Origin of the sequence: Clostridium pascui (assembly GCF_016908015.1) — a bacterium.
In the GTDB taxonomy this organism is placed as follows: Bacteria; Bacillota; Clostridia; order Clostridiales; family Clostridiaceae; genus Clostridium_AK; species Clostridium_AK pascui.
Window position 1 is genome coordinate 224,330 of the sequence record NZ_JAFBDB010000003.1, and the last position, 25,210, is coordinate 249,539.

Consider the following 25,210-nt stretch of genomic DNA (forward strand, 5'->3'; position numbering starts at 1 on the left):
CCTACACGTTATAAACACTAAAAGTTTTTACCAAAAATCAAAAAGAATCTCATCTAAGTGAAATTCTCTTACTAATTTAAAATTAATTTTCTACATTTTTTTCAAAAATACATTTGTAGTACCGCATTTTTGAATAATTTTCTAAAGTCTTTCCCGTTTCATAAGATTTATCAGGAAAAACATTCTTTATTTCATTCACCGAAATCTTACAGTTTAAATAATCTATAACAGAACATATCATCTTACTACACTCTTTAACTGCACCTTCATAAATTTCATCAAAATCACTATAATACACTTCGTTAAGATTACAGGGGTGATTCCATCTGCTATGCTGCTTATTTAGATAATCTAAAGTTCCATTTACATATTTAGGATATATACTTGCTTTAACTTTAAATTTTTTACAGAATATCTTTTCACCTACATAAAGCACCTTCCTTTTCCATCCATTCTCATCCATCATGTATTTTAAACTCTTCTTCATATCCTTATACGAGTTTTCTATTAAATTTTCTTCTACACTTATTTTATGGACCTCCCAAAACCCTTTTCGAACCAATTGATTTACACAATGTGGCATTACTCCCCTTATTTCTATTTGCTTAAAAATAGGAGTATTATATGCATCTTTTCCCCATCTATTTTTGACCTCAATTGTTCCAATTATCACTTCTAGTTCCTTATGATATGTATCATATTTTTTAGTACTAGAATATTTAGGGTCATATACTCCTCCAAAATAATAAATAAAAGGATGCCCTAGAGTATCTAATGCGTAATGAGTTATAAATCCGGATACATAAGCAAATACTTTTTCAAATTCTCTGCTGTCATTTGATTCCTTTAGACTTTCTATAAGAAAAATTAAAAACTCTGAGGTTTTGGCGGTATGGAGTACTTGACTTAACTTTTTCATAAACTTACGCTTATAGGGATTATAGAAATTACAATATAACAGAGGATCTGGTCCTTGAGCTCCAAAATAATAAAGTTCCTTATTATTTTTAAGTATATTTATATACATCTCATCTGAAATCCTACTTATAACATCTTCAGCACAAAGAATATGAGTCCAAGCATCTGGCATGTATTAAACACTTCCTTTAATAGATTTTAATCTATATCTAAGATTATATTTCTCATTTCAAGTTATTCTTATTCAATCAAATTTTAACTTAATCTATTATAAATTTATATTAATATTAAAAAAGAGTTTGCAAACGCAAACTCCTTAACTTATTAAATTATTAAAACTTTTTACTGCTATATAATATTTAAGCTGTGCCTGTTTTAATAAGATGCTTGAATTATCCATAGCTTCCTTAGCCTGTCTAGTTTCTGTTTCCGTACTCATTCCAACCTCTTGTCTTTTTACTGCTGATTCCCATAACTTTTTATTTTTTTCATAATCAAGCTTTTTAATTTCAATATCATCCTTTAGATTTAATAAGTTGTTGTAGTCACTTCTTAATTTATATTCTATGGAAATTTGCTTGTCTTTTATATCATAATTTGCTTGAATTATATTATTACCTAAAATCTTTATTTGGTCATCATATAATTCTTCAGCATTGTTATCATTTGTTACTTCCTTTTCCTTTTCTAGGAGCTCCTTATTTTTCTGTAATGATACAACATCATAATTATCTTGAATCTTTTGCTTTATAGTATCATCTAAATTCTTTAATTTTAATTCAGCTACTGGTATCTCCTCACTTGATAAAACTATATTATCGTTCAAATTCTTTCCCATAATATTTTTTAAATTCATTAATAAATTTTGTTTTTCTCTCTGTAGTTTTAATAATTCACTTTTTCCTACCTCAAGATTTAGTTCCTCAGCCATAGTAGAAGTTTTTTCTATAGTTCCTTGCTCTACTTGTTTATTTTTATTTTCAAGTTGCTTATATAAAGTTTCTACTTTATAATTTTGTAAATTTATAAGTTCATCTTCGATAAGAATACTAAAATATTTTTCTTCTACATCTACTTCTAAGGATTTCTTTTTTTCACTTATTTCATTTTCCGAATCTTTGACTGCCTTTTCAGTCTTCATAGGATAGAGATCTTGTCTCTTTGCAGTTTCTAATTCGCTATCTCCTTCTTTATACTTAACATCTACTGCCTCTTCATAATCCAACTTAGCTGTTTTATTTTTTTCAAATAGCTGACCTAAATCTCTATTATTATCTAGCGCAAGTTTTATAGCATCAGTCCTACTTACATTATTATTGGATGCAGTAACATTTATTTTCCCCCCATAAAAAACCGCTGCAATTAATACAGTAATACCGATAAGACTTATAATTTTATGTTTTTTTATATAATATTCTTTCATGTTACTTCCCTCCACTTATAGATTCATAGTAAGATGGTCCTATCTCAGACGCTGATTTTAATTTATTTATAGATTTATTTAAATCAAGCATACCATTTTGATATTCCATCTCTGCAGATAATATAGCTAAATTAAAACTTAGGACCGTACTCATAGGTATCATACCTTGCTTATATCTTTGTTCCATAAGTCCCAACTGTTTCTTTTTATTTTCCAACTTAGCCTTATTCAAACCTATAATGCTTTCTTTTTCGTGTATCTCTAAAAACGCTTTATTTATTTCTGATTTTATATTATTTTCTACATTACTTAAAATTAACTTTTTTTGTGCAACTTCACTTTCTGCTTTTTTTAGCTCGTTATCTTCGCTATCTAAATAACCCTTAGCAATATCAAATTCTCTTTCTTTTACATTAATATCAATTTGAGCACTTTTTATTTCCGACCTTTTAGATAATGCACTATTTACCAGACTTTCTATACTTGGTATCGACTCTAGTGAAATGTGCTGTCCCTCAATACTAACGCTTCTAGTCAGACTTATTCCTAAAAGCTTTTTAAGAGCCATTTCTAAGTTCTCCTTATTTCGCTTTATTGGATCTATCTGAAGTTTTAATTTATTTAATTCTGTTTCAGCTATTATTTTTTCTGTTTCGGGTACTTGTCCTTGGTTTACCTGTATAACTAAATTATCATATTCTCTCTTCTGATTGCTATAAACATTTTCTTGAAGATTTATTGCATCTTTTAATTGAACTATATTATCGTATAACTCTGCTACCGAATTTTTAATACCTTCTGCCGCAGCTTCTTTACTTAAATCTAATTTTTCTATTTCTTTATCCACTGAATACCATACAAAATCTCTGTTTTTTATAAACATATTAAATTCTTCTTTAGCAGTATAATTAGGCGGTTTTCCTCCAAACATACGCTTATAAACTTCTATTTTGACAAATTCCCCGGGTAATAACTTAATTTTTCCCCATTCTTTTTCTTCATCTTCTGACAATGGATTGTTTGATATTTCTTCTTCAAGTTTTTTTATCATTTCTTCATCTTCTGGACTTTTAGGATTTTTGCTATTTAGTAAAATTAATTGTTGTCTTAAGTGATATGCAGGATTTCCCTCTATCTTTTGTTCTCTTGAATAAAGATTTTTGTAATTTTGTATAGCATCTAGAGTCTCCTGCATTTTTTCCTTTAAATCTAACGCCATATCTAGTTGTATATTCATATTTTTAGATAATGTATCTAACTTTTGAAAATTATCAACATTACTTAGAGCCATTTCTACTGCCTTTTCCTTCGTTAAATTTAATACTGTATTGTCTTCTGCGCTAGATGCCTTTATATTTAACATTGGAGAAATAGTTATTACACTTATTAATGCTGCAGAAAGTATCCCTATTAAGAAACGCTTCTTTTTCACTTCTTCTCACTCCCCCTTTTTATATTTATTTTCAAGTTATAAGTTGCCATTAAATTTAATTTAATAGTTATTTTATAAAGATATTAATTGAAAAGAATTTTAAGTAATAGAGGTGAAGGATCTACGTATGCATCCTTCTCCTCTAGAACATAAACTCTTATTTATTACATAGTAATTTCTTTATTAATAGTTCTTTTAAGTCTCTTTTTTATTCTAACTGTTAAGTCATCAAACAATGTATATGTTACAGGTACTATTACTAATGTAAGTAATGTAGAAAGGGTAAGCCCGCCTATAACCACAGTAGCTAGTGGAGCTTGAATTTCTGCCCCATCTCCTATTCCAAGTGCCATAGGTACAAGTCCTAATACTGTAGTTAATGTAGTCATTAATATTGGCCTTAATCTCGTAGGCCCTGCATTTAATATAGCTTCCTCCCTATCTTCTCCTCTACCTCTTCTAGTTTTTATGTAGTCTATTAAAACTATAGCATTATTAACTACTATACCTGCTAAGATTATTAACCCTATAAAGGCTGGTACACTAAAAGTTCTTCTTGTTATAAATAGTCCAAATATTCCTCCGGAGAAAGCTAGTGGGACTGCAAACATAATAGTAAATGGATGAATCAAGGACTCAAATTGAGCTGCAAGTATCATATATACAAGTATTACAGCCAATCCTAATGCAAGTATCAAATCACTAAAAGCATCCATCATCTGCTCATTTTCCCCACCCATTTCATAGGTGTATCCTTCTGGCATCTGAACCGAAGACAACTTAGTTGAAATTTCATCTGTAATGCTTTTTAAGTCTCTTCCATATATATCACTATTTACAGTAATAGTTCTAACTTGATTTTCTCTATTTATTGATGATGTTGATTGATTTATAGAAACATCTGCTATAAGCTCTAAAGGGACATTTATTCCCGTAGGTGTCTGTATAAGGACTTGTTTTAAATTAGATATACTTTCTGAAAATACATCATCACCTTTTATAACAACATCTAATTCGTCTCCATCTATTTTATATTTAGTGGCTACTTTGCCGTCCATTATTCCCTTTATTTGTGTTGAAAGTTGTGCTGCGGTAATTCCATATTGTGAAGCCTTTTCTCTATTTATTTTAACTTGCACTTCTGGTGCTCCCTCAGTCAAACTTAATTTAACTTCTCTTGTTCCATCTACCGATTCAACAACGTTTTTGAAGTTATTCCCTATATTCTTTAAAGTATTTAAATTATCACCCTTTATTTCTATACTAATTGCTGATCCAACGCCTCCCATGCTTGAAGAAGCTGCTTGAATGTTAATTTTAGCTCCTGCCGTATCCTTAACTAGATTTCTTACCTCATCTACTACATCAGCTGTGCTTCGCTTTCGTTCTTTTAAAGGTACCAAATTAACTGTAAGACTTCCTTTATTTTGTCCTGATGAAGTGAAAGACATGCCTCCTCCTCCTCCAGCACTAGAAAATATTGATTTTATCTCCTTTATACCCTTTATCTTATTTTCAATTTTACTTAGGAATTGTTCTGAATCTTTAACTTTACTTCCTTCTGGTAACTCTACACTTACAGTAAATTGTCCTTCGTCTGTTGCAGGGAAAAATTCAAATCCTACTGCTGCCAAAGACGCCATACTTGATATAAATGCAGCTAATGTAATAATAATAGTTATCTTTCTATGCTTTAGCGCTTTAGCTAATAGCCCCTTATATTTACTTTCTACAAATGCAAATACCTTATCAAATCCATCATAAATTTTAGCAAATAACTTATTCTTACCCTCATGATGTCTTCCTTGATATTCATCAATCTTTAATAGTTTTGAAGATAGCATAGGAACAAGAGTTAAAGAAACAATTAGCGATGCTGCTAAAGAAAATGTAACAGTTAGAGCTAACTCCTTAAATATAATGGCAGTAATTCCTTGAGCAAATGCTATAGGTAAAAAAACTGCCACTGTCGTAAGCGTTGAGGCTATAACGGATATCATTACTTCTTGAGTTCCCTGTATAGCTGCATCAACTTTTGAATATCCTTGTTGCCTATATCTATATATATTTTCAAGTACAACTATTGAATTATCAACAAGCATACCAACCCCAAGCGCTAATCCGCCTAATGTCATAAGGTTTAAAGTTATTCCATTAAAGTATATAAGTATAAATGTTGCAATTATAGAAATTGGTATAGAAGTCCCTATAATAAAAGTACTTCTTATATTCCTTAAGAATATGTAAAGTATAAGTACCGCAAGTATTGATCCTGTAATAGCACTACTCGATACATTACTTATGGACTTACTTATATATTCTGACTGATCAAACGCCTTCTCTACTTGTAAATTTGAGTATTGACTCTTTAGTTTATCTATTTGCTTATTTATTTGATTTGCTATTTTAACAGTATTGGTTCCTGATTGTTTTTGTATGCTAATATTTATGGTTTCTTTTCCATTTAACTTTGAAATAGAAGTTTTATCCTTATTTTGGAAAGAAATATCAGCTACATCTGAAAGATAAATTATTCCTCCAGTTTTTAAAGGTATAGGTACTTTCTTTATTTCTTCTAAATTCGTAAATTCACCAATATTTCTTATGAATAATTCTTGATTACCTTTTTTTACCGTACCACCTGGCAAGTTTAAATTTTCTGCTGAAAGTATTTGTGCAATATAGTCAATGCTTAACCCATATCCTTTTAATCTAGCTGCATTAGTGTTTATTACAACTTCCTTTTCATATCCTCCTGATATACTTACAGATGCAACTCCTTCTATTCTTTCTAATGCTGGCTTAATAGTATCCTCTGCAAATGCTTGTACCTTTGCCAAGTCATTCCCTTGTGATACTGAAAGCTGCATTATAGGTTGCGAATTAGGATCTAATTTTAAAACTGTGGGACTATTAGCTTCCGATGGCAGTATTCCTTTTACCATATCGACCTTTTCTCTCATTTTCAGAGAAGCAAAATTCATGTCCGTTCCAAAATTAAATTGGACTATTACTATAGAATTCCCCTCAGAACTTATAGATGATATAGTATCTATATTTTCTACAGTAGCTATTGCTTGTTCTATAGGTCTTGTCACCAGCTTTTCTATTTCCTCTGATCCAACATTGGGATAACTTGTAGATACAATTGCTACTGGGTACTCAATATTAGGTAATAAATCAATGGATATTTTAGAAAACGAAACAAATCCGAAAATTAAGACAATGAAAATACACATTAATGTGGTTACAGGGCGTTTTACAGATAATTTTGATATATTCATTATTTTACACCTTCTACTACCTTTACTTTTTCATCATTTTCTACATAATGCTGACCTTTTATGATTACTTTATCTCCTTGAGCAAGTCCTGAAGTGATCTCTGCAAAATCTCCATTGTCTATTCCGATGGATACCTGTTTTTCTATTGTTTTATTATCTTTTACTATGTAAACTATATTCTTATCTTCCTTTTGAAGTACCGCTTCGCTATTTACAGTTAAAACATTGTTTTTGGAATTTGTACTAAACTTTATATTTGCAAACATACCTGCTTTGATAACATTATCTTTATTGTCTATTTCAATATTTACATCAAATAATTGAGTAGTAGAATTTGCTACAGGCGTTATAGTGCTTATAGTGCCCACAAATTCTTTATTATTTAGTGCTGAAAAATTAGCTGTTACTTTATCTCCGCTTTTTATTTTATTAATAATATTTTCTGTTACATTTATTTTCACATATACCTTACTTAAACTAGATATGGTAATTGGCGCCTGCATACTTGATGACATTTCTCCCACTTCTATATTAAGAGCTGCTACAAATCCATCTATAGGTGCTCTTACAACAGTATCTTCCAAGGCTTGTACCGCCTGCTTGTAGGCCGAAGATGCCTGTCCCATAGCTGCTTGTGCTTGCTTTTGTGATGCCTGTGGTTGCTTATATGCAGATTCTGCTTGAGCTAATTGAGACTTTAAAACTTGAAGTGAACTATCTGATGCAGCAAGTTCTGCTTGCTCATATTGAGACTTTGATATTATTCCTTCTTCATATAGCACTTTCATTCTTTCTAGATTAACTTTTGCATTTTGTATTTTTTCTAAGCTTGCATCATAATTTGCCTTTGCAGTCTTATAAGCTGCCTCCGCTGATGCTACCCCTGATTGTGCCTGCTCAATAGCTGCCTGCGAAGACTGCACTCCTGATTGCGCCTGTTCTATTCTAGCCTGAGCATCGCTATCATCTAGAGTAAATAATATATCTCCCTTATTTACTCTATCCCCAACCTTAACTCTTATATTAGTTACCTTTCCACCTAACTTAGGTGATACATCTACTTCTTGAGTAGGTACTACTTTTCCACTAACCATAGTTATATCCTTTATGGTATCCTTTTTTACTATGGCTACTTGAACTGGTGTAAGATTTACTTCTACATTCTCTATAGACTTAGTGTTAGCTTTTCCTTTTGAACAGCCTGTCAGTACAATAATGACTGACAAAGTCAATAAAAGACCTCTTAATTTTATTTTTCTCATTTACTAAAATACTCCTTCCGAACATATAAATGTAATTTTATCTATTATTTACACTGTATATTATAAATAATGCCCCTATTTTTTACAATAAACATATTATTAATTTTTGTCTAAAATATTAAATCAGTCCTGAAAGTTAAAGCTCCCATGCTATTCCATGAGAGCTTTGACTTTATTGTTATTATCATTTTTAACTTTATATCAATGCCTTAGTTATATTCTACCAATCTCCTGAGGAACCTCCTCCTCCAGAGCTTCCTCCTCCAAAACCTCCAAATCCGCCGGAACCTCCCGAACTACCTCCACCGAAGCCTCCGCCTCCAAAGCCACCAGGGCCTCCTCTTCCGCCCCTTCCACCAAAGAAAGAACTCCAAAACATTAATTCTAACAGCGTCCTCGTTATTCTTCCTCTATTTAATAAAAAGTCTAGAACTAAAAGCCCTATTATAATTCCTGGGGCCTTGGATGTTCTTCTATCGGTATTTGAGGTAGTTCCTTTTAAATTTACAGGTTTATTTTTTTCTAATGTAACGTTATATTCTTTAGCCACAGCATCTGCAAAGGCTGAATAGGAATTCCTTATTCCTTTACTATAATCTCCAGCTTGAAAAGGAGGTTTAAATAGATTCTCCATAATCCTATCACTTAGGGTATCTGGTATAGCCCCTTCAAGCCCCTTTCCTACTTCAACTCTCCTAAGTCTATCTTCCATGGAAATAAGAATTAAGAGACCATTATTTTTCCCCTGCTGTCCTATTCCCCAACTCCTAAAAAGCTTATTCGCATAGGTTTCTATGTCGTTTCCTTCTAATGAATTTATTATAACTGTGGTAACTTGTGCCCCTGTTTTATCTTCAAGTTCCTTTCCTACAGATACTACATATCCTTTAGTTTCCTCGTCAAGCACTCCTACGTAGTCATTTACATACTTTAAACTAGTTGGTGAGGGAAACTTTATTTCTGCACCTTGTACAGGTGCAGGCAGCAACAAGAGAAATACTATAATACATGTTAAAAACTTAAATATTTTTTTCATGTCTATTTGCCCATATTAAAATCTACTTTAGGAACTTCTCTTGAACCCTCATCAATTTTATAGTATTCTCTCTGCTCAAATCTAAATAAAGAAGCTATTATAGCCGCTGGAAATTTTCTTATACTTGTATTATATACATCCACAGCTTCGTTATAGTCTTGCCTTGCTATATTTATTCTATTTTCTGTTCCCTCAAGATTTGTAGCTAAGTCTCTAAAGTTTTCATTAGACTTCAATTGCGGATATTGTTCTACAACTACTAAAAGTCTTCCAAGTGCTCCAGATAGTTCACTATCTGCATTAGCTTTTTCTCCTACAGATTGTGCTCCTCCAAGTTTGGCACGAGCATTCGCTATATCGGTGAATATCTCCTTTTCTTGGGTTGCGTATCCCTTTACTGTTTCCACTAAATTAGGAATTAAGTCCGACCTTCTTTTTAATTGAGTATCTATATTTGACTCTGCCTTTTTAACCTTTTGATCTAATGTAATCATCTTATTATAACTAGATATCACTGGTACCACTAGAACTAAAATTACAGCTAGTACTATTAATACAGTTTTTAAGGTTTTATTCATACTGCCATACACTCTCCTTTTTATTATATTAGATTAATTATCAAGCATATAGCTATAGTTGTCAATTCTGCTATTTGTTAGCTTTTAGTTAATTTTACTCCTTTCTAAGCACTACATCAATTGTAGTATATATTATATTTCCCTTAATCAGTATATGTAATTCTCTTTGAAGTTATCATTATAATTATAGAGCATTAGATTAAACCTAAAATCGTCCTAGATTTTTTATAAAATCTCTACAACATCTGAAAGCTTCTTTTATGATAAAATAATATTACACAATATAAAAATAAGGATGTGATTATTATGAAAGCTGAAATTATTGCTGTTGGTACAGAAATTCTTTTAGGAGATATAATAAATACTAATGCTCAGCATCTTTCAAAATCTCTTGCAGATATGGGCATCTTTGTATACCATCAATCTGTAATTGGAGATAATTCAGAAAGGCTTACAGAAGAATTAAACACTTCTTTTAAAAGATCCGATATAGTAATAACTACAGGTGGACTTGGTCCTACTACAGATGACTTAACAAAGGAAGTAGGTTCTACTTACTTTAATAAAAAATTAGTACTCCATAGGGAATCTTTGGATAAAATAGAATATTTTTTTAAAACTCTTAATAGAACTTTAACAGAAAATAATAAAAAACAAGCTTATTTCCCAGAAGGTTCAATTGTACTTGCCAATAATCATGGCACTGCTCCTGGCTGTATTATAGAAGCTAACGGTAAAATTCTTATTTTACTTCCTGGACCCCCTAAAGAAAATAAACCTATGTTTGAAAATTACGTTGTTCCATATCTTAGAAAATTTCACCAAGGTATTTTAATATCTAAAACCTTAAGAATTTGTGGTGTTGGGGAATCTTCTTTAGCAACTCAAATATCTCATATAATAGAAAATCAAACTAATCCTACTATAGCTCCTTATGCAAAGGAAAATGAAGTTACTTTAAGGATTACTGCTAAAGCCTCAAATAGAGAAGATGCATGTAAACTTATATCTCCTGTAGAACATGAAATACGTAATATTTTAGGTGATAATATTTATGGTGAAGGAGAAACTCCATTAGAAAATGTAGTAGCTCAAATGCTAATCGAAAAAAACTTAAGCTTATCTACTGCAGAATCCTGTACCGGTGGACTCCTTTCAGGAAGTCTTGTAAATTATCCTGGTATATCTAAAATATTTATGGAAGGATGTGTTACTTATAGTAATGAGGCTAAAATGAAAAGACTTGGTGTAAGAAAAGAAACCTTAGAAACTTACGGTGCAGTAAGTGAAAATACTGCGATAGAAATGGCTAAGGGAGTTGCAAAAGCTTCTTGTACTGATATAGGTATTTCAACAACAGGCATTGCAGGGCCAGATGGTGGAACAGATGAAAAGCCTGTAGGTCTTGTATACATTGGACTTTATATAAAAGGAAAAACTTATGTAAAGAAATTAAGTTTTCCTGGTGATAGACAAAGCGTTCGTCAAAGAACTGTAACTTCTGCACTAGACTTTTTAAGAAGAAAATTACTTACAATATAGCTATTATTAAATAGGCAATAGTTTGGGTAAGTTTTTATGAAACTTCGTAAAAACTTAAAATAAAATTGCGGTAAGAAGCTTACCGCAATTTTCTATCAACTATTTGCCATTAAATATTAGCTATTCTTTGCTATCCTCTTTACTTCATTTGCCACGGCTTCACATACTGCTTTATTAAACACATCTGGAATTATATAGTCATCTTTTAGCTCTTCATCTCTAACTATACTTGCAATTCCCTTTGCTGCCGCAAGTTTCATTTCTTCAGTTATTGCTGTTGCTCTTGCTTCTAGCGCACCTTTAAATATTCCTGGGAATACTAAAACATTATTTATTTGATTAGGAAAATCTGATCTTCCTGTAGCTACTACTCTTGCTCCACCTAATTTTGCTTCATCAGGCATTATTTCAGGTGTTGGATTTGCCATAGCAAATAATATGCTATCTTCATTCATGGTACTTACCATTTGTTTAGTCACTATGTTAGGTGCTGATACTCCTATAAATACATCTTTTCCTTTTATAATATCTTTTAATGCCCCTTGTTCTTTTTCTCTATTTGTAACCTTTGCAATTTCCTGCTGTGCTGGGTTCAATGTTTCATCTCCCTCTACTAATGCACCTTTAATGTCACACATAACTACATTTCTAGCTCCTGCATTTAATAAAAGCTTGCATATAGCAATTCCAGCTGAACCTGCTCCATTTATAACTATCTTTGCTTTATTGATTTCTTTGTCTACTAATTTAAGTGCATTATAAAGTCCTGCTAAAACTACTATAGCAGTTCCATGCTGATCATCATGAAATACAGGAATATCTAATTCTTCCTTTAATCTTTTTTCTATATAAAAACATTCAGGTGCCTTTATATCTTCTAAATTAATCCCTCCAAATACAGGTGCTATAAGCTTTACAGTTTTAATAATTTCTTCAGGGTCTTGACTATCTATACATATTGGAAAAGCATCTATTCCTGAAAACTCCTTAAATAATAATGCTTTCCCCTCCATAACCGGAAGCCCTGCAAGAGGCCCTATATTCCCAAGACCCAAAACTGCAGTTCCATTAGTTACAACTCCTATAGTATTTCCTTTTATAGTATATTCATATGCTTTTTCTTTATCCTCTGCAATTTTAAGACATGGCTCTGCAACTCCTGGTGTATACGCCAACGCCAAGTCCTGCCTGTTCTTAACATTCACTTTACCTATTACTTCTAACTTACCCTTCTTTTCACTATGCAGTTTTAATGCTTCTTCTTTAATATTCATTACAACATCCCCTTTATGTAAATTTTAAATATTTGAGACATTTTCTAAGTAATACTTGCAATATGGTGCTATAGGACATATCTCGCAATCAGGCTTTCGAGCTTTGCATATATTTCTCCCATGCCATATTAAATAATGATGCGTAATACTCCACATATCTTTAGGTATATTTGCCATAAGTTCCTGTTCTACTTGTTCAGGAGTATTCCCATGGGCAATTCCTATTCTATTTGATACCCTAAATACATGGGTATCTACAGCAATTGCCGGAACACTAAATGCATTAGATAATACTACATTTGCAGTTTTTCTTCCAACCCCAGGAAGATTTATAAGCTGTTCCATAGTTCTTGGTACTTCTCCACTATGTTCCATTATTATAGATTTTGATGTCTCCAGTATATTTTTGCTCTTATTTTTATAAAACCCACAGCTTCTTATCTTTTCACCTAGTTCCTCTTCTGTTAACCCTACCATTTTTTCAGGCGTATTATATTTCTTAAATAATTCACCAGTAACTACATTTACTCTTTTATCTGTGCATTGTGCAGATAAAATTGTAGCAACTAAAAGCTCATAAGGTGATTTAAAATTCAATTCACATTCTGCATTTGGATAAGTTTCTCCTAAAATTTTAATTACCTTATCTATATTTTCCTTTTCCAAATAAATCACCACACCTTTACTATTTATATATTCCCCTATAGTCCTCAGGTAGTAGCGCTGCTATACTTTTCATAAAACATGTAAGTATTCTTTCTTCATAATCATGCTTATCTTCTTCCTTGTCTTTTAAAGGTACATCTATTGCTTTTCCTACATTTACATATACTTTTGCATGTTGAAATTTTTCACCGCCCATATCACTATCATTTATAGGCAAAAGCTTTTCTGTTCCATGCATTGCCACTGGAATCACTGTGGCCTTAGATAGCTTTTGAATTAAAACTGCTCCTTTTTTCCCTTCTATTAAACTTGCAGTTCTACTTCTTGTACCCTCGGGGAATATAAGTATATTATTTCCCGCTCTTAATGCCTTTATTATACTTGATAAGGCATCCTTATCAGCAGTATTTGGTTTAATTGTTATTGTTTTTGTAATGCTTATCCCAAGATTTGTTAATGGATTGTTTGAAAGCTTTGCTCCTGCTACAAATGTTAAATCATAATCCTTAAACACTTCCATCAAAACTAAAGCATCCGAATTGCTTAAATGATTACATATAAAAAGTATAGGCTTTTTTATGTCCCTTAAATTTTCCATACCAGTAACTTCTATATGTGCATATTTATTCATATATCTATTTACTATCCTTTTAGCTAAGAAACATACCATGCCCTTTGGCAATTTGGATATGATTTTTACAGCTAATGGAGAAATCATACTAGTTCCACCTTTCCTCAAAACAATATATTATAATTAAATTATAATTTGAAATGTTTTAAAAGTCTACAATAATAATCCTCAATGTAAGGCGAACTAAAGGATATAGGCCCCTTATACCTTCCATTTTTCATAAGCTGTATCATGGTATTTCTTGTAAGAATATTTTTCCCTCTCCAACCAGAAGAAGTGCTTGCATATTTCTCCTTAAAGGCTTTATTATTTAAATTTACAATTTCATCTTCATTTATGCTCTCCATATATTCAAAGGGCTTAAACTCATTTATATTAGATAATTCAGCATATCTATTAAAAGGACATAGATCCTGACAGGTATCACATCCAAATATCCTCCCATTAATCTTATCAAACCATTCATCTTCAATATGCTTTTTTTGGGTTATATAAGACAAACATATATTAGGATTAGTCTTCCCTTCATTTATGCATTTAGTAGGGCAAGCTCTCATACATAAATTACATTCATTGCATTCACACTCTATGGGACTGTCCTCTTCTATAAACAAATCTGTTATTATTTCTCCTAAAAATACATAAGATCCATATTTTTTTGTAATTATCATATTATTTTTCCCAAGAAATCCTATACCACATAAATTTGCTATATATCTTTCAGGCAATGCATTACTATCCACAAAATATTTAGCCCTTCCTCCAATATTTTCTATATATTCGCATATTCTTCTTAAATACATTGACACTACTTTGTGATAATCCTCGCCTCTAGTGTATTTAGAGAAGTATATATCTCCATTTATCTCTTTGCTAAAGAGATAAGGAAAGGCAATTGAGATAATTGTCTTTCCTTCCTCCATATAAAGCATTGGGTTTATTCTGCTTTCTATATCTTCTATTTCAAATTCATTTTGTAATCCATTTTGCCTTCTAGATTCCAAGAATTCTTGCAATTCATCAAACCTTCTAAGTCTCGTAAATCCTATAGTATCTAGTCCCAATCTTTTACAAAACTCCATTATATTTGCCTTGTAATTCATATTCATTTATAATCCCTTTATCTTATTTCTATAATCATCTATTTTTATTATAGGATTATCATCACATTTTACAACTTTTGCAGGTATTCCAACAGCAGTACAGTTTTCTGGCACATCCTTTAGAACAACTGCATTAGCTCCTATCTTAGAACTTGTGCCTAACGATATTGGCCCTAAAATCTTTGCTCCTGCTCCTATAACTACATTATTTCCAACAGTTGGGTGCCTTTTGCCTTTATTTTTGCCGGTTCCACCCAAAGTAACACCATGATACATTATTACATTATTTCCCACTTCTGCTGTTTCCCCTATAACTACTCCCATACCATGGTCTATAAATAATCCTTTTCCTATTGTTGCTCCCGGATGAATTTCTATTCCTGTAAAAAATCTAGACATTTGAGAAATAAGCCTTGCCATGAAAAACATGTTTCTCTTATAAAAAAAATGTGCCATTCTATGATTTATCAACGCATGAATAGACGGATATAAAAGTAATACTTCTAATCTATTTCTTGCAGCAGGATCATTTTTTAATACAAAATCTAAATCGTATTTCAATTTACTAAACATAAATCCTTCTCAAACTCCTTTTACTAATCATATAGTCCTGTTGATAGGTACTTCTCTCCTCCATCTGGAGCTACAGTAACTATTTTTCTGCCCACTCCTAGCTTCCTTGCAACTTTAAGTGCAATAGCTATATTTGCTCCTGATGATATTCCAACCATTATGCCCTCTTCACTTGCCATAAGCCTAGCATATTCAAATGCTTCTTCGTCTGTTACAGTGATTACTTCATCTACAATACTATCATCATATATCCCTGGTATAAAATTGGCTCCTATTCCTTGAATCTTATGAGGTGCAGCTTTACCTCCTGAAATTAGTGGAGATTTTTCAGGCTCTATAGCTATGATTTTTATATCTTTTTTTAATTCTTTTAATTTTCTTCCTACCCCAATAATTGTTCCGCCTGTACCTACAGATGCTACAAACGTGTCAATATCTGGAATATCTTTCATTATTTCCTCTGCAGTAGTCTCATAATGCCTTTCTGGATTAGCTTCATTTTCAAACTGTTGGGGTATATAAAACCCTTTGGAGTCTTTAACTAGCTCCTCAGCTTTTTCTATTGCGCCTTTCATTCCAAGCTTTCCATCTGTTAACACTAGCTCAGCTCCATAAGCACTTATTGTATTTCTTCTCTCAATACTCATTGTATCTGGCATAACAATTATAACCTTATACCCCTTTAACTTTCCTGCCATAGCCAGTCCAATACCAGTATTACCACTAGTAGGTTCAACTATAGTGTCTCCCCTTTTTATAATTCCTAGTCTTTCAGCCTTTTCTATCATACCAAGAGCTGCTCTATCTTTTATACTTCCACCTGGATTATATTTTTCAAGTTTTACATATACTTCTGCAGCATTCTTATCATTTATATTATTTAATTTTAAAAGAGGTGTGTTCCCTATCATTTCCAAAGCATTGTTATATATCATATTAACATCTCCTTTTTATAATTTTAATTATGCATAAAGTTTATATTAATGTAAGATTATATATAAAAAAACTTCGCCTCTAATTTATAGAGACGAAGTTATTATTCGTTATTCCACTCTACACAAAAAATTGTGTGACATATTCAAGCACATTATATGCTCTATCAATTTAACGGTTGATGCCGTTGCAGCCTACTTAAAGTTTCGGTGCAATACTCCAGAGGGCACTTCATATAAATTTTTATATAGAAATCCTCTCAGCATACTAGATTCCCTCTCTGTAAATTCCATTTATATTACTTTCCTCTTTCAATGTATTTCCGACTATTTTACTATGAATTATATAATATTATTATATTCCTTATTTTCTATTTGTCAACTATGTAATTTACGACATTTATGGACAATATTAATCTCAAAATATATATGATATCAACTGTTATCTACAAAACCTATGCTTTCCTATAACCTTTATTAATGGACGTGACCATATCCATGAACTAGTTGCTGTAACAGGATTGAAGTAATATACTGCTCCACCTGAAGGATCCCATCCATTCAATGCATCTATAGCAGCATTTATTGAACTTTGCTGCATTTGTGCATTTATTTGGCCATCTACTATAGCTGTAAATGCTCCTGGTTGATAAATAACCCCCGCTATAGTTGATGGGAATCTTGAGTCTCTAGTTCTATTTAAAACTACTGCCCCTACAGCTACTTGACCTTCATAAGGTTCTCCTCTTGCTTCTCCATTTATAAGTCTTGCTAAAAGCTGTACATCTTGATTATCGCTAGTACTTGTTGGCGGTTTGGGGCTATCTACATTGCTCCCCTGAGATGATGTATTACTTTGTGAAGTTATATATATACCTAGAGCCTTTAACGTAGCATCACCTACCACTCCATCGACCTTAAGCCCATTCTTTTCTTGAAACTTCTTAACTGCAGTATAGGTTCCATAGCCATATATTCCATCGACGGTACCATCATAATACTGCCAATTTTTTAACTTTTGTTGAATCTGGGAAACCCTATCTCCCTTTGAGCCATAATAATATGTAATTACATCTAATGCCTTATTATAAGGTGTGAAATAGATGTATATACTAAAATATGCTATAAGTCCTATCATCATATAAAGTACAATTTTTCTGAAGCTTAAGTACTTCCTCATTACTGCATCCTCCTTAAAAATTGTGTATATAAATATATTTTCTGCATATTTCCCAAAAAAATACTCATTAAATAGAAAAAAGCAGACTTAATTTAGCCTGCTTTTTTAAACTTCTTTCTCCAAGTAGGAGCAAATATATCTTCTATTATATCGCTTATTATTATAATTCCACAAAGTTTTTCTTCCCCATCTACCACAGGTAATGCAAGCAAGTCATATTTTATAGACAGTTCAACTGCTTCATTAATACTTTCATTATCTTTTATTTTAGCAAAGTCCTTAACCATTATATCCATAAGTTTCCCATCAAGAGGGGAAAGTATTAGATCTGTTAAGGAAATTGCTCCTTTTAACTTTTCATCTTTATCTATGATATATATATAATGCATAACTTCATGATCTGGCTTCATTTCCCTTAAAATTTCTATAGTTTCCTGAACAGTAATATCTATGTTAAAAGCTATAAAATCTTTATTCATTATACTTCCTGCAGTTTCATCTTCATAGGTCATAAGTTCCCTAACTTCATCTGCATCTTCCTTCTCTAGCGTCAAAAGTATTTTTTCTGCCGTTTCTTCATCTACCTCGTCTAAAAGATCTGCAATTTCATCATTTGGCATACTATCTAATACCTCAGCTCTTTTTGTTTGACTCAAATTCTCTAAGATATTGGCTTGAATTTCTGGTTCAATTTCTTCTAATATATTTGCAGCTAAGTCTTCATCAAAACTCTCAAAAACCAAGCTTCTATATTTTGTGTCCATTTCTTCTAAGATATCTGCTAAATCTGCGGGATGAAGCTTTGATAGTTTTTTATATGGTACTGATAGCTTAAGATTATTATTTATCATCTCTAAAGACTCTACATTATCCCACATAATAATACTATCTCCGGGCTTTCTATGAAAAAAATTATATGTTTTTTTTGCAATTGCCTCCATATTAAGCCTTCTAGCTAACGCAAGTATTCCTGTGTCTACTGCAATTACTCTATATTCACCTGCAATTTCTGCCATTCTAAGGTCATTAACTCTTACTACCTTTTTTCCATTTATATCTACTATTTGCTTATCTAAAAGATGCCTCGATAAGAGATAGGAGTATGCTCTAGGAATTATTTCTCTAGCACCTTTTACTTTGGTTATCATTTTACCATGATCATCTTCAATAAACTGAATTAATTTGAACTCATAATTAAAAATTTCTCCATCCTTTTTAATTTTATAGCCGATTGCCCTTGGCATACCATCTTCTGTGGTAACATAAATATCCCACAGTTTCCCAATGTTATCTCCAAATTCATCATATACTTTTCTATAAAGAATTTTACTCAAGAAGAAACTTTCTACTCTTTTCATAATATTCCTCCTTCCCATGCAGAGGAATACCGTCTTAGTATAAAGAGCCTTCTTAAATCACCTTATGATAGAAGTCCGCCTCCGCATGGCACATATTTAATTTTTTTAAGTTTGTCCGACCACTACGAGGGCCACTTTCCATTTAAATTCACCACCTGATTACTTAATCAAAAAACAAAAAGAGCGCAAGGGCTCTCTAAAACAAACAAAAATAACTTTCGTTGAGTTTTAGCACTATATAGCATGAGGACAAAGTCCAGCTACGTTAAATAAAACCTTAATTCGGTAGTACTTGTTGACCCATTGGCATCTCTCGATGTTTCCGGGCAGCAGCGTATCTCTATATAGGAGCCTCACCTAACCTAAATTTTTAAATTTTATTATATTATTATTATATTACTAAATAAAGAATTTGCAACCATAAAATTTGATATTTCTTTAAATCTCCTTAATAAATAGCTTCACATACATTTGGATCAAAAAATCTACAGTTTTTATCTATTATTTACTGTTTCCTATGAATTATGTATTCATTTTATTAAGAAAACATACTTTTTTACAAATAATTCATTAAAATCCTTATCCCTTATAAAATTCTAGATATTTTTTAAAATATGTTTACTACCTAATAAAATAGATTATAATAGTATAATTAGAAGGCTTTATAGCATGTATACAATAAACTATAAAATTAGAATAGGAGTTTATTATAAATATGAATTTAAATAAAAATTTTTTACCTGTAAATAAACAAGATTTAAAACAACGAGGTATAAGTCAGCTTGACTTTGTACTTGTAACAGGTGATGCTTATGTTGACCATCCATCCTTTGGCTCCGCTATAATAAGTAGAGTTTTAGAAAGCCAGGGATACACAGTGGGTGTAATCGCTCAGCCTGACTGGAAAAGTGCCGAAAGTTTTAAAGCCTTAGGGAAGCCTAAATATGCTTTCTTAATAAATTCAGGGAATATTGATTCCATGGTTAATCACTATACTGTTTCTAAAAAAAGACGCCATGATGATTTATATTCTCCTGGAGGCAAGTCAGGATACAGGCCAGACAGGGCTGTAATAGTATACTCCAATCGTGCTCGTGAAGCATATAAGGATGTTCCTATTATAATAGGAGGAATCGAAAGTAGCCTTAGAAGATTTGCACATTATGATTATTGGGACGATAAAATACGAAGAAGTGTTTTATTAGATTCTAAAGCTGATTTATTAATATACGGTATGGGAGAAAAAATCATTATTCAAGTTGCAGATCTTTTAAAATACGGAATGGATATTTCTAAAATAAATAATGTTTTAGGCACTGTATATTCTACAAAAGATATAAGTCATTTAAATAACTTTGTAGAGATTCCTTCCTTTGAAGAGTGCGTAGAAGATAAAAAGTCCTATGCTGAAAGCTTTAAACTCTCTTATTATGAACAAGATGCCATTCGCGGAAAAACTGTAGTTCAAAAACATGGATATCAATATATAGTTCAAAATCCACCACAAATTCCTTTAACAGAAGCAGAAATGGATGAAGTTTATAATCTTCCATTTGCCAGAACTTATCATCCAATGTATGAAAAAGATGGTGGAATTCCTGCCATAACAGAAGTTAAATTCTCCATTACAAGTCATAGGGGATGCTTTGGTTCTTGCTCGTTTTGTGCTTTAACCTTTCATCAAGGGAGGGTCATTCAAAACAGAAGCCAAGATTCTATAGTAGATGAAGCAAAGCTTTTAACTACTCTTCCTGACTTTAAGGGATATATTCATGATATAGGAGGACCTACTGCTAACTTTAGACATAGAGCTTGTAAAATCCAAGAAACCAAAGGTACTTGTAAGGATAGGCAATGTATGTTTCCAACTCCGTGCAAAAACTTAATCGTAGATCATAGCGAATATCTAGGTCTTTTAAGAAGAGTAAGATCTCTGCCTAATGTTAAAAAGGTGTTCATTCGTTCAGGTATTAGATTTGATTATTTAATGCTTGATAAAAAAGATGACTTTTTCAAAGACTTATGTAAACATCATGTAAGCGGACAGCTAAAGGTTGCTCCTGAACATATAAGTAACAACGTATTAAAATATATGGGAAAACCTAATAATGATGTATATGAAAAGTTTATAAACAAATATAAATCTATAAATAAAAATTTAGATAAAAAACAATATTTAGTCCCTTACCTAATGTCTAGCCATCCTGGTAGTGACTTAAGTTCAGCAGTTGAGCTCTCACAATATATAAAGCAAATGGGCTATACCCCTGAACAAGTTCAGGATTTTTACCCTACTCCTGGCAGCCTCTCAACTACTGTATATTACACAGGAATAAATCCTCTTACAGGAGAAAAAGTATATACGCCTAAAACTCAAAAGGAAAAAAACATGCAAAGGGCTTTACTTCAATTTAAAATACCTAAAAATTATAATACAGTTAAAGATGCCCTTATAGCATGTAATCGTGAAGACCTTATAGGAAAGGGTCCACATTGCCTTATTGGAGATAAAGAGCCTAAAAGCTCATCAAATAAACAGAATAACAAAAATAAGAAATCAAAAAAACGCTAAAATAAATGGATGCAGAATTTTTATTCTGTATCCATTTTATTATTTTAATCTTGCCCGTATAAGCCCAGGTCTTTTTAAACTATGCTTTTCTTCATTTATATCAATCCCAAGCATTTGAATGCCTTCTTTTATACATTCAATTGTAAGTGGAAAATCCGGACCTCTTTCTCCATCTATGTCTGTAACAATATTTTCTTCTGTTTCTACCTGTAAATTACTTGTCTTAAAATACAATATACTTGTAGTATCTTCTAAATGATCCCCTCTTATCATTTTTATAAACAGAGGTATCATATCTCTAATAGTTCCTGCCTTAATTATAATAACATCTAATAAACCATCATCTGTCTGGGCCTTATATGCTAATTTTAAATTCCCAGCTGTTTGTCCATTGAACACTAACATTAGATACATATCACCATCATAAGTTACTTCTTCCGAGGTTACTTTAACCCTTAACTTTCTAAAATTAGGAATCTGCTCTATACCCTTTACATAGTAAGCTAGCTTACCTAAACTATTTTTTAAATTCACATCAGTCTTTTGCGATATATCTGTAAATAAGCCAGTACTTGCTACATTCAAAAAATATTTATCATTAATTTTTCCTAAATCTACACCCTTAGGTTTACTATTTAAAATTTGAATGCAAGCTTCTTCTACATCTTGAGGTATGCCTAAATATTTAGCAAAATCATTTGCAGTTCCTACAGGAAGTATACCAATAGGTTTATCTATATTTAAATTTTTCATATGATTCACTACATTATCTAAGGTTCCATCTCCTCCAGCAACTAATATGTAACTAAAACTTTCATCTATATCATCAAAAGCTTTAGATAAATCATATTCCATACTTATTCTATAAGGTACTATAGAATAGTTATATTTCTGGTGCATTTTTACAATACTGTCCAGATCAGAAATTATTGAATTTTCACCCGAATAAGGATTATAAATAAATTTTACTTTTTTCATACCAGATCTCCTATTATTTTAAATAACCCATGCAGGATTATAAGATGTTTCCTTAATTATTATAGTATATATTTACCAAACCCACAAGATACACAAAACTTGTGGATTTGGTTTTCAATGATAGTTCAAAAATCTTTTATTTGTTATAAATTATTTTTTTAATATATACTTTATTTATAACAAAGGTGTACTTGGTTCTGAAATGTTACTTAAAGCCTCTCCTGCAGTTTCATTTGAAGCTGATTCCACTGAAACATCTCCTAAGGATAGCATCCCTACTAAATTATTACTTTCAACTACTGGCAATCTTCTTATTTGTCTTTCACTCATTATTCTTGTTGCATCCTGTATATCTATATCACTTTTTATAGTTACAGGATTAGATGTCATTATGTCTCTAACTGTCTGTTTTTGAACATTTTCCCCTTCAGCTGACGACCTTATAGCTATATCCCTATCTGTAATTATTCCTATTACTTTCTCTTCATTACAAACCGGAAGAGATCCTATGTTATATTCCTTCATAAGTTGTGCTGCATGTTCTACAGTATCCTCTGGATTTAGACTTGCTACATTCTTTGTCATAATATCTTTTACTTTCATATCATAACACCTCCCATCATAGTTTCTCCTTAATATTTATTTATAATACTATACTTTAATATGATTTATATAAATCTTGATTTATTAGGTCACTTCCTAGTGAAATATTGTTAAAAATTATTAAATTAATAAAAATTTAAATATTTTTTTTAAGTTTTTATTAATTATAAATTAGATTTGAGTTATAATATATATTAACCGCATTTATATTATTGTATTTATTAAAAATTTTTAGGAGTTGATATTTTAATGAACAAAAACGCAGTCCCTAATATTTTTACTTTAAGTAATTTGGCTTTTGGGGTATTGTCTTTGATTATGACTTTTCAAGGTGATTATAAAATGGCCTCTCTATTTATTCTTATTGCTGGATTAATAGATAGATATGACGGTAGGGTAGCTAGATTTTTAGATGTATCAAGTGAAATTGGGAAAGAATTAGATTCATTAGCAGATCTAGTATCCTTTGGTGTTGCCCCTTCTATATTGGTATTTAACTTATATAGCTTTTCAGAATTAGGACTTTTAGGTTATCTTTTATTGCTAATTTTCCCTATGTCGGGAGCATATAGATTAGCAAGATATAACATAACATCTTTTGATGGATTGTTTACTGGTGTGCCTATTACTGCAGCCGGTTCCTTTTTAGCTCTTTATTCATTATTAACTATGGATAGAGCAGTGCAACCTATATTGCCAATAATCTTAGTAGTAATGTTCTCTTATCTTATGATAAGTAAATTAAGATTTAAAAAAGTATAAAAAAGGCTCATTGTAAATTTTAAAAACTTACAATGAGCTATTCTTTTAGATTTAATTCTTCATCCACTTCTGTTTCAATATTTCTTATTTGAATTTTAGCCTTTATAACGTGAGATTTCAGTTTGCAGTAGTTCATATAATTACATCCACATACATCTAAAACATCTATAAGATCATCAATAACGAGTCCTAGTTCATTAGCTCTTTGTAGTGCTTTCTTTACATCATTTTTACTAGCTAGTGCTATCCCATTTAACTCTTGAGCACCTCCAATTAGAAGCCTATAAGAATTGGTAAACTTAGTCAGTAAATCTGCTAAATTATTAATATCTAAATAGTAATCTTGAACTACCTTTCTGTGAGACATAGTCACCTCTTAAATATTTTTCCTATTTAAGTATACTTAGTTAGCTAAAATTTTATTCCTCTGTAGGGCTTATTACTTTGACACTCCCTATATAAGGAATATCTTTTATTTTTTGCACTATATTTTCTTCTACTATGCTATCTGTTTCAAATACCATAGTTGCATTTGCTCCTCTTTTACTTCTATATACCTTCATAAAGGCAATATTTATATTCCCTTCATATAGTAATGCAGTAACCTTAGAAATCATCCCTGGAATATCTATATGATTTATTATGAGAGTAGGGTACGCTCCTGTAAATTCAATCTCTTCACCATTTACTCTAGTTATTTCAATATTTCCTCCTCCTACGGATGAACCCATTACCTCTATTATAGTTCCATCATCCTTATGAATAATAAACTTTACCGTATTTGGATGAACATCTCCTAAATCAGCTTCATGAAATGTTATACCTATATTCTTATCTTTAGCTATTTTTATTGAATCTCTAAGCCTTTCATCCCATGGATCCATACCAAGTATTCCAGCAACTAACGCTCTGTCCGTTCCATGTCCTTTATAAGTTTTTGCAAAAGATCCATGCAAGTAAAACTCCACAGATTTTATTTCCTTGCCTGCTACAATTCTAGCTATCTTTGCAAGCCTTGCTGCTCCAGCAGTATGAGAACTTGATGGCCCTATCATTATAGGTCCTACAATATCGAATACACCAAACTTTTTCATATTAAACCA

22 protein-coding genes, 1 riboswitch and 1 other annotated feature are annotated in these 25,210 nt (G+C 31.5%); of the genes, 3 read left to right on the forward strand and 19 right to left on the reverse strand.

Going from position 1 to position 25,210, the window contains the following annotated elements:
- Positions 1 to 82: 82 nt before the first annotated feature.
- The 7 genes from JOC70_RS09810 to JOC70_RS09840 form a co-directional block, all read right to left on the reverse strand.
- Positions 83 to 1,090, reverse strand: coding sequence for a zinc dependent phospholipase C family protein (locus JOC70_RS09810; protein ID WP_204598715.1), 1,008 nt, complete (start codon positions 1,088 to 1,090; stop codon positions 83 to 85).
- 144 nt (positions 1,091 to 1,234) lie between these two features.
- Complete coding sequence (locus tag JOC70_RS09815) at positions 1,235 to 2,341, reverse strand: TolC family protein (RefSeq protein ID WP_204598716.1); 1,107 nt, start codon at positions 2,339 to 2,341, stop codon at positions 1,235 to 1,237.
- Between the two features lies 1 nt (position 2,342).
- Positions 2,343 to 3,773, reverse strand: a complete 1,431-nt coding sequence (locus JOC70_RS19520; protein WP_204598717.1) for a TolC family protein — start codon at positions 3,771 to 3,773, stop codon at positions 2,343 to 2,345.
- Between the two features lie 164 nt (positions 3,774 to 3,937).
- Entirely contained in the window at positions 3,938 to 7,057 is a 3,120-nt protein-coding gene (locus JOC70_RS09825) for an efflux RND transporter permease subunit (RefSeq protein WP_204598718.1), read from the reverse strand.
- Positions 7,057 to 8,319, reverse strand: a complete 1,263-nt coding sequence (locus tag JOC70_RS09830) for an efflux RND transporter periplasmic adaptor subunit (RefSeq protein WP_204598719.1) — start codon at positions 8,317 to 8,319, stop codon at positions 7,057 to 7,059. The genes JOC70_RS09825 and JOC70_RS09830 overlap by 1 nt, the downstream gene beginning before the upstream one ends.
- Before the next feature lie 220 nt (positions 8,320 to 8,539).
- The gene (locus JOC70_RS09835) at positions 8,540 to 9,355 is read right to left on the reverse strand and encodes a TPM domain-containing protein (RefSeq protein ID WP_204598720.1); all 816 of its coding nucleotides are present in this window, start codon (positions 9,353 to 9,355) and stop codon (positions 8,540 to 8,542) included.
- A 2-nt stretch (positions 9,356 to 9,357) separates the two neighbouring features.
- Complete coding sequence (locus JOC70_RS09840; protein ID WP_204598721.1) at positions 9,358 to 9,933, reverse strand: LemA family protein; 576 nt, start codon at positions 9,931 to 9,933, stop codon at positions 9,358 to 9,360.
- Between the two features lie 306 nt (positions 9,934 to 10,239).
- Between JOC70_RS09840 and JOC70_RS09845 the strand changes: the two genes are divergently transcribed.
- Positions 10,240 to 11,475: a competence/damage-inducible protein A gene (locus JOC70_RS09845; RefSeq protein WP_204598722.1), complete on the forward strand. Its 1,236-nt coding sequence runs from the start codon at positions 10,240 to 10,242 to the stop codon at positions 11,473 to 11,475.
- Between the two features lie 116 nt (positions 11,476 to 11,591).
- Here JOC70_RS09845 and JOC70_RS09850 read toward each other — a convergent pair whose 3' ends face one another.
- The 8 genes from JOC70_RS09850 to JOC70_RS09885 form a co-directional block, all read right to left on the reverse strand.
- Positions 11,592 to 12,749, reverse strand: coding sequence for an NAD(P)-dependent malic enzyme (locus JOC70_RS09850; RefSeq protein WP_204598723.1), 1,158 nt, complete (start codon positions 12,747 to 12,749; stop codon positions 11,592 to 11,594).
- A 24-nt stretch (positions 12,750 to 12,773) separates the two neighbouring features.
- Positions 12,774 to 13,415: an endonuclease III gene (nth, locus tag JOC70_RS09855; RefSeq protein WP_204598724.1), complete on the reverse strand. Its 642-nt coding sequence runs from the start codon at positions 13,413 to 13,415 to the stop codon at positions 12,774 to 12,776.
- A 19-nt stretch (positions 13,416 to 13,434) separates the two neighbouring features.
- Positions 13,435 to 14,133: a lysophospholipid acyltransferase family protein gene (locus JOC70_RS09860; RefSeq protein WP_204598725.1), complete on the reverse strand. Its 699-nt coding sequence runs from the start codon at positions 14,131 to 14,133 to the stop codon at positions 13,435 to 13,437.
- Positions 14,134 to 14,174: 41 nt separating this feature from the next.
- Positions 14,175 to 15,149, reverse strand: a complete 975-nt coding sequence (gene queG / locus JOC70_RS09865; protein ID WP_204598873.1) for a tRNA epoxyqueuosine(34) reductase QueG — start codon at positions 15,147 to 15,149, stop codon at positions 14,175 to 14,177.
- A 6-nt stretch (positions 15,150 to 15,155) separates the two neighbouring features.
- Positions 15,156 to 15,722, reverse strand: coding sequence for a serine O-acetyltransferase EpsC (gene epsC / locus JOC70_RS09870; RefSeq protein ID WP_204598726.1), 567 nt, complete (start codon positions 15,720 to 15,722; stop codon positions 15,156 to 15,158).
- Positions 15,723 to 15,745: 23 nt separating this feature from the next.
- The gene (gene cysK, locus JOC70_RS09875; RefSeq protein ID WP_204598727.1) at positions 15,746 to 16,657 is read right to left on the reverse strand and encodes a cysteine synthase A; all 912 of its coding nucleotides are present in this window, start codon (positions 16,655 to 16,657) and stop codon (positions 15,746 to 15,748) included.
- Between the two features lie 85 nt (positions 16,658 to 16,742).
- Positions 16,743 to 16,979 (reverse strand) — a binding site (T-box leader).
- 117 nt (positions 16,980 to 17,096) lie between these two features.
- Positions 17,097 to 17,834: a spore cortex-lytic enzyme gene (gene sleB / locus JOC70_RS09880; protein ID WP_204598728.1), complete on the reverse strand. Its 738-nt coding sequence runs from the start codon at positions 17,832 to 17,834 to the stop codon at positions 17,097 to 17,099.
- 92 nt (positions 17,835 to 17,926) lie between these two features.
- Complete coding sequence (locus tag JOC70_RS09885; protein ID WP_204598729.1) at positions 17,927 to 19,192, reverse strand: magnesium transporter; 1,266 nt, start codon at positions 19,190 to 19,192, stop codon at positions 17,927 to 17,929.
- Between the two features lie 206 nt (positions 19,193 to 19,398).
- Positions 19,399 to 19,564: riboswitch (M-box (ykoK) riboswitch) on the reverse strand.
- Between the two features lie 343 nt (positions 19,565 to 19,907).
- Here JOC70_RS09885 and JOC70_RS09890 point away from each other — a divergent pair.
- Entirely contained in the window at positions 19,908 to 21,764 is a 1,857-nt protein-coding gene (locus JOC70_RS09890) for a YgiQ family radical SAM protein (protein WP_204598730.1), read from the forward strand.
- A gap of 39 nt (positions 21,765 to 21,803) precedes the next feature.
- Here JOC70_RS09890 and JOC70_RS09895 read toward each other — a convergent pair whose 3' ends face one another.
- The gene (locus tag JOC70_RS09895) at positions 21,804 to 22,742 is read right to left on the reverse strand and encodes a YegS/Rv2252/BmrU family lipid kinase (protein WP_204598731.1); all 939 of its coding nucleotides are present in this window, start codon (positions 22,740 to 22,742) and stop codon (positions 21,804 to 21,806) included.
- A gap of 174 nt (positions 22,743 to 22,916) precedes the next feature.
- The gene (locus tag JOC70_RS09900; RefSeq protein ID WP_204598732.1) at positions 22,917 to 23,345 is read right to left on the reverse strand and encodes a CBS domain-containing protein; all 429 of its coding nucleotides are present in this window, start codon (positions 23,343 to 23,345) and stop codon (positions 22,917 to 22,919) included.
- Between the two features lie 249 nt (positions 23,346 to 23,594).
- Between JOC70_RS09900 and pssA the strand changes: the two genes are divergently transcribed.
- Positions 23,595 to 24,107, forward strand: coding sequence for a CDP-diacylglycerol--serine O-phosphatidyltransferase (pssA, locus tag JOC70_RS09905; RefSeq protein WP_204598733.1), 513 nt, complete (start codon positions 23,595 to 23,597; stop codon positions 24,105 to 24,107).
- A gap of 37 nt (positions 24,108 to 24,144) precedes the next feature.
- Here pssA and JOC70_RS09910 read toward each other — a convergent pair whose 3' ends face one another.
- A complete protein-coding gene (locus tag JOC70_RS09910; protein WP_035304794.1) occupies positions 24,145 to 24,474 on the reverse strand; it encodes a hypothetical protein in 330 nt (109 codons plus the stop codon).
- Positions 24,475 to 24,526: 52 nt separating this feature from the next.
- A complete protein-coding gene (sdaAB, locus tag JOC70_RS09915) occupies positions 24,527 to 25,201 on the reverse strand; it encodes an L-serine ammonia-lyase, iron-sulfur-dependent subunit beta (RefSeq protein ID WP_204598734.1) in 675 nt (224 codons plus the stop codon).
- Positions 25,202 to 25,210: the final 9 nt, after the last annotated feature.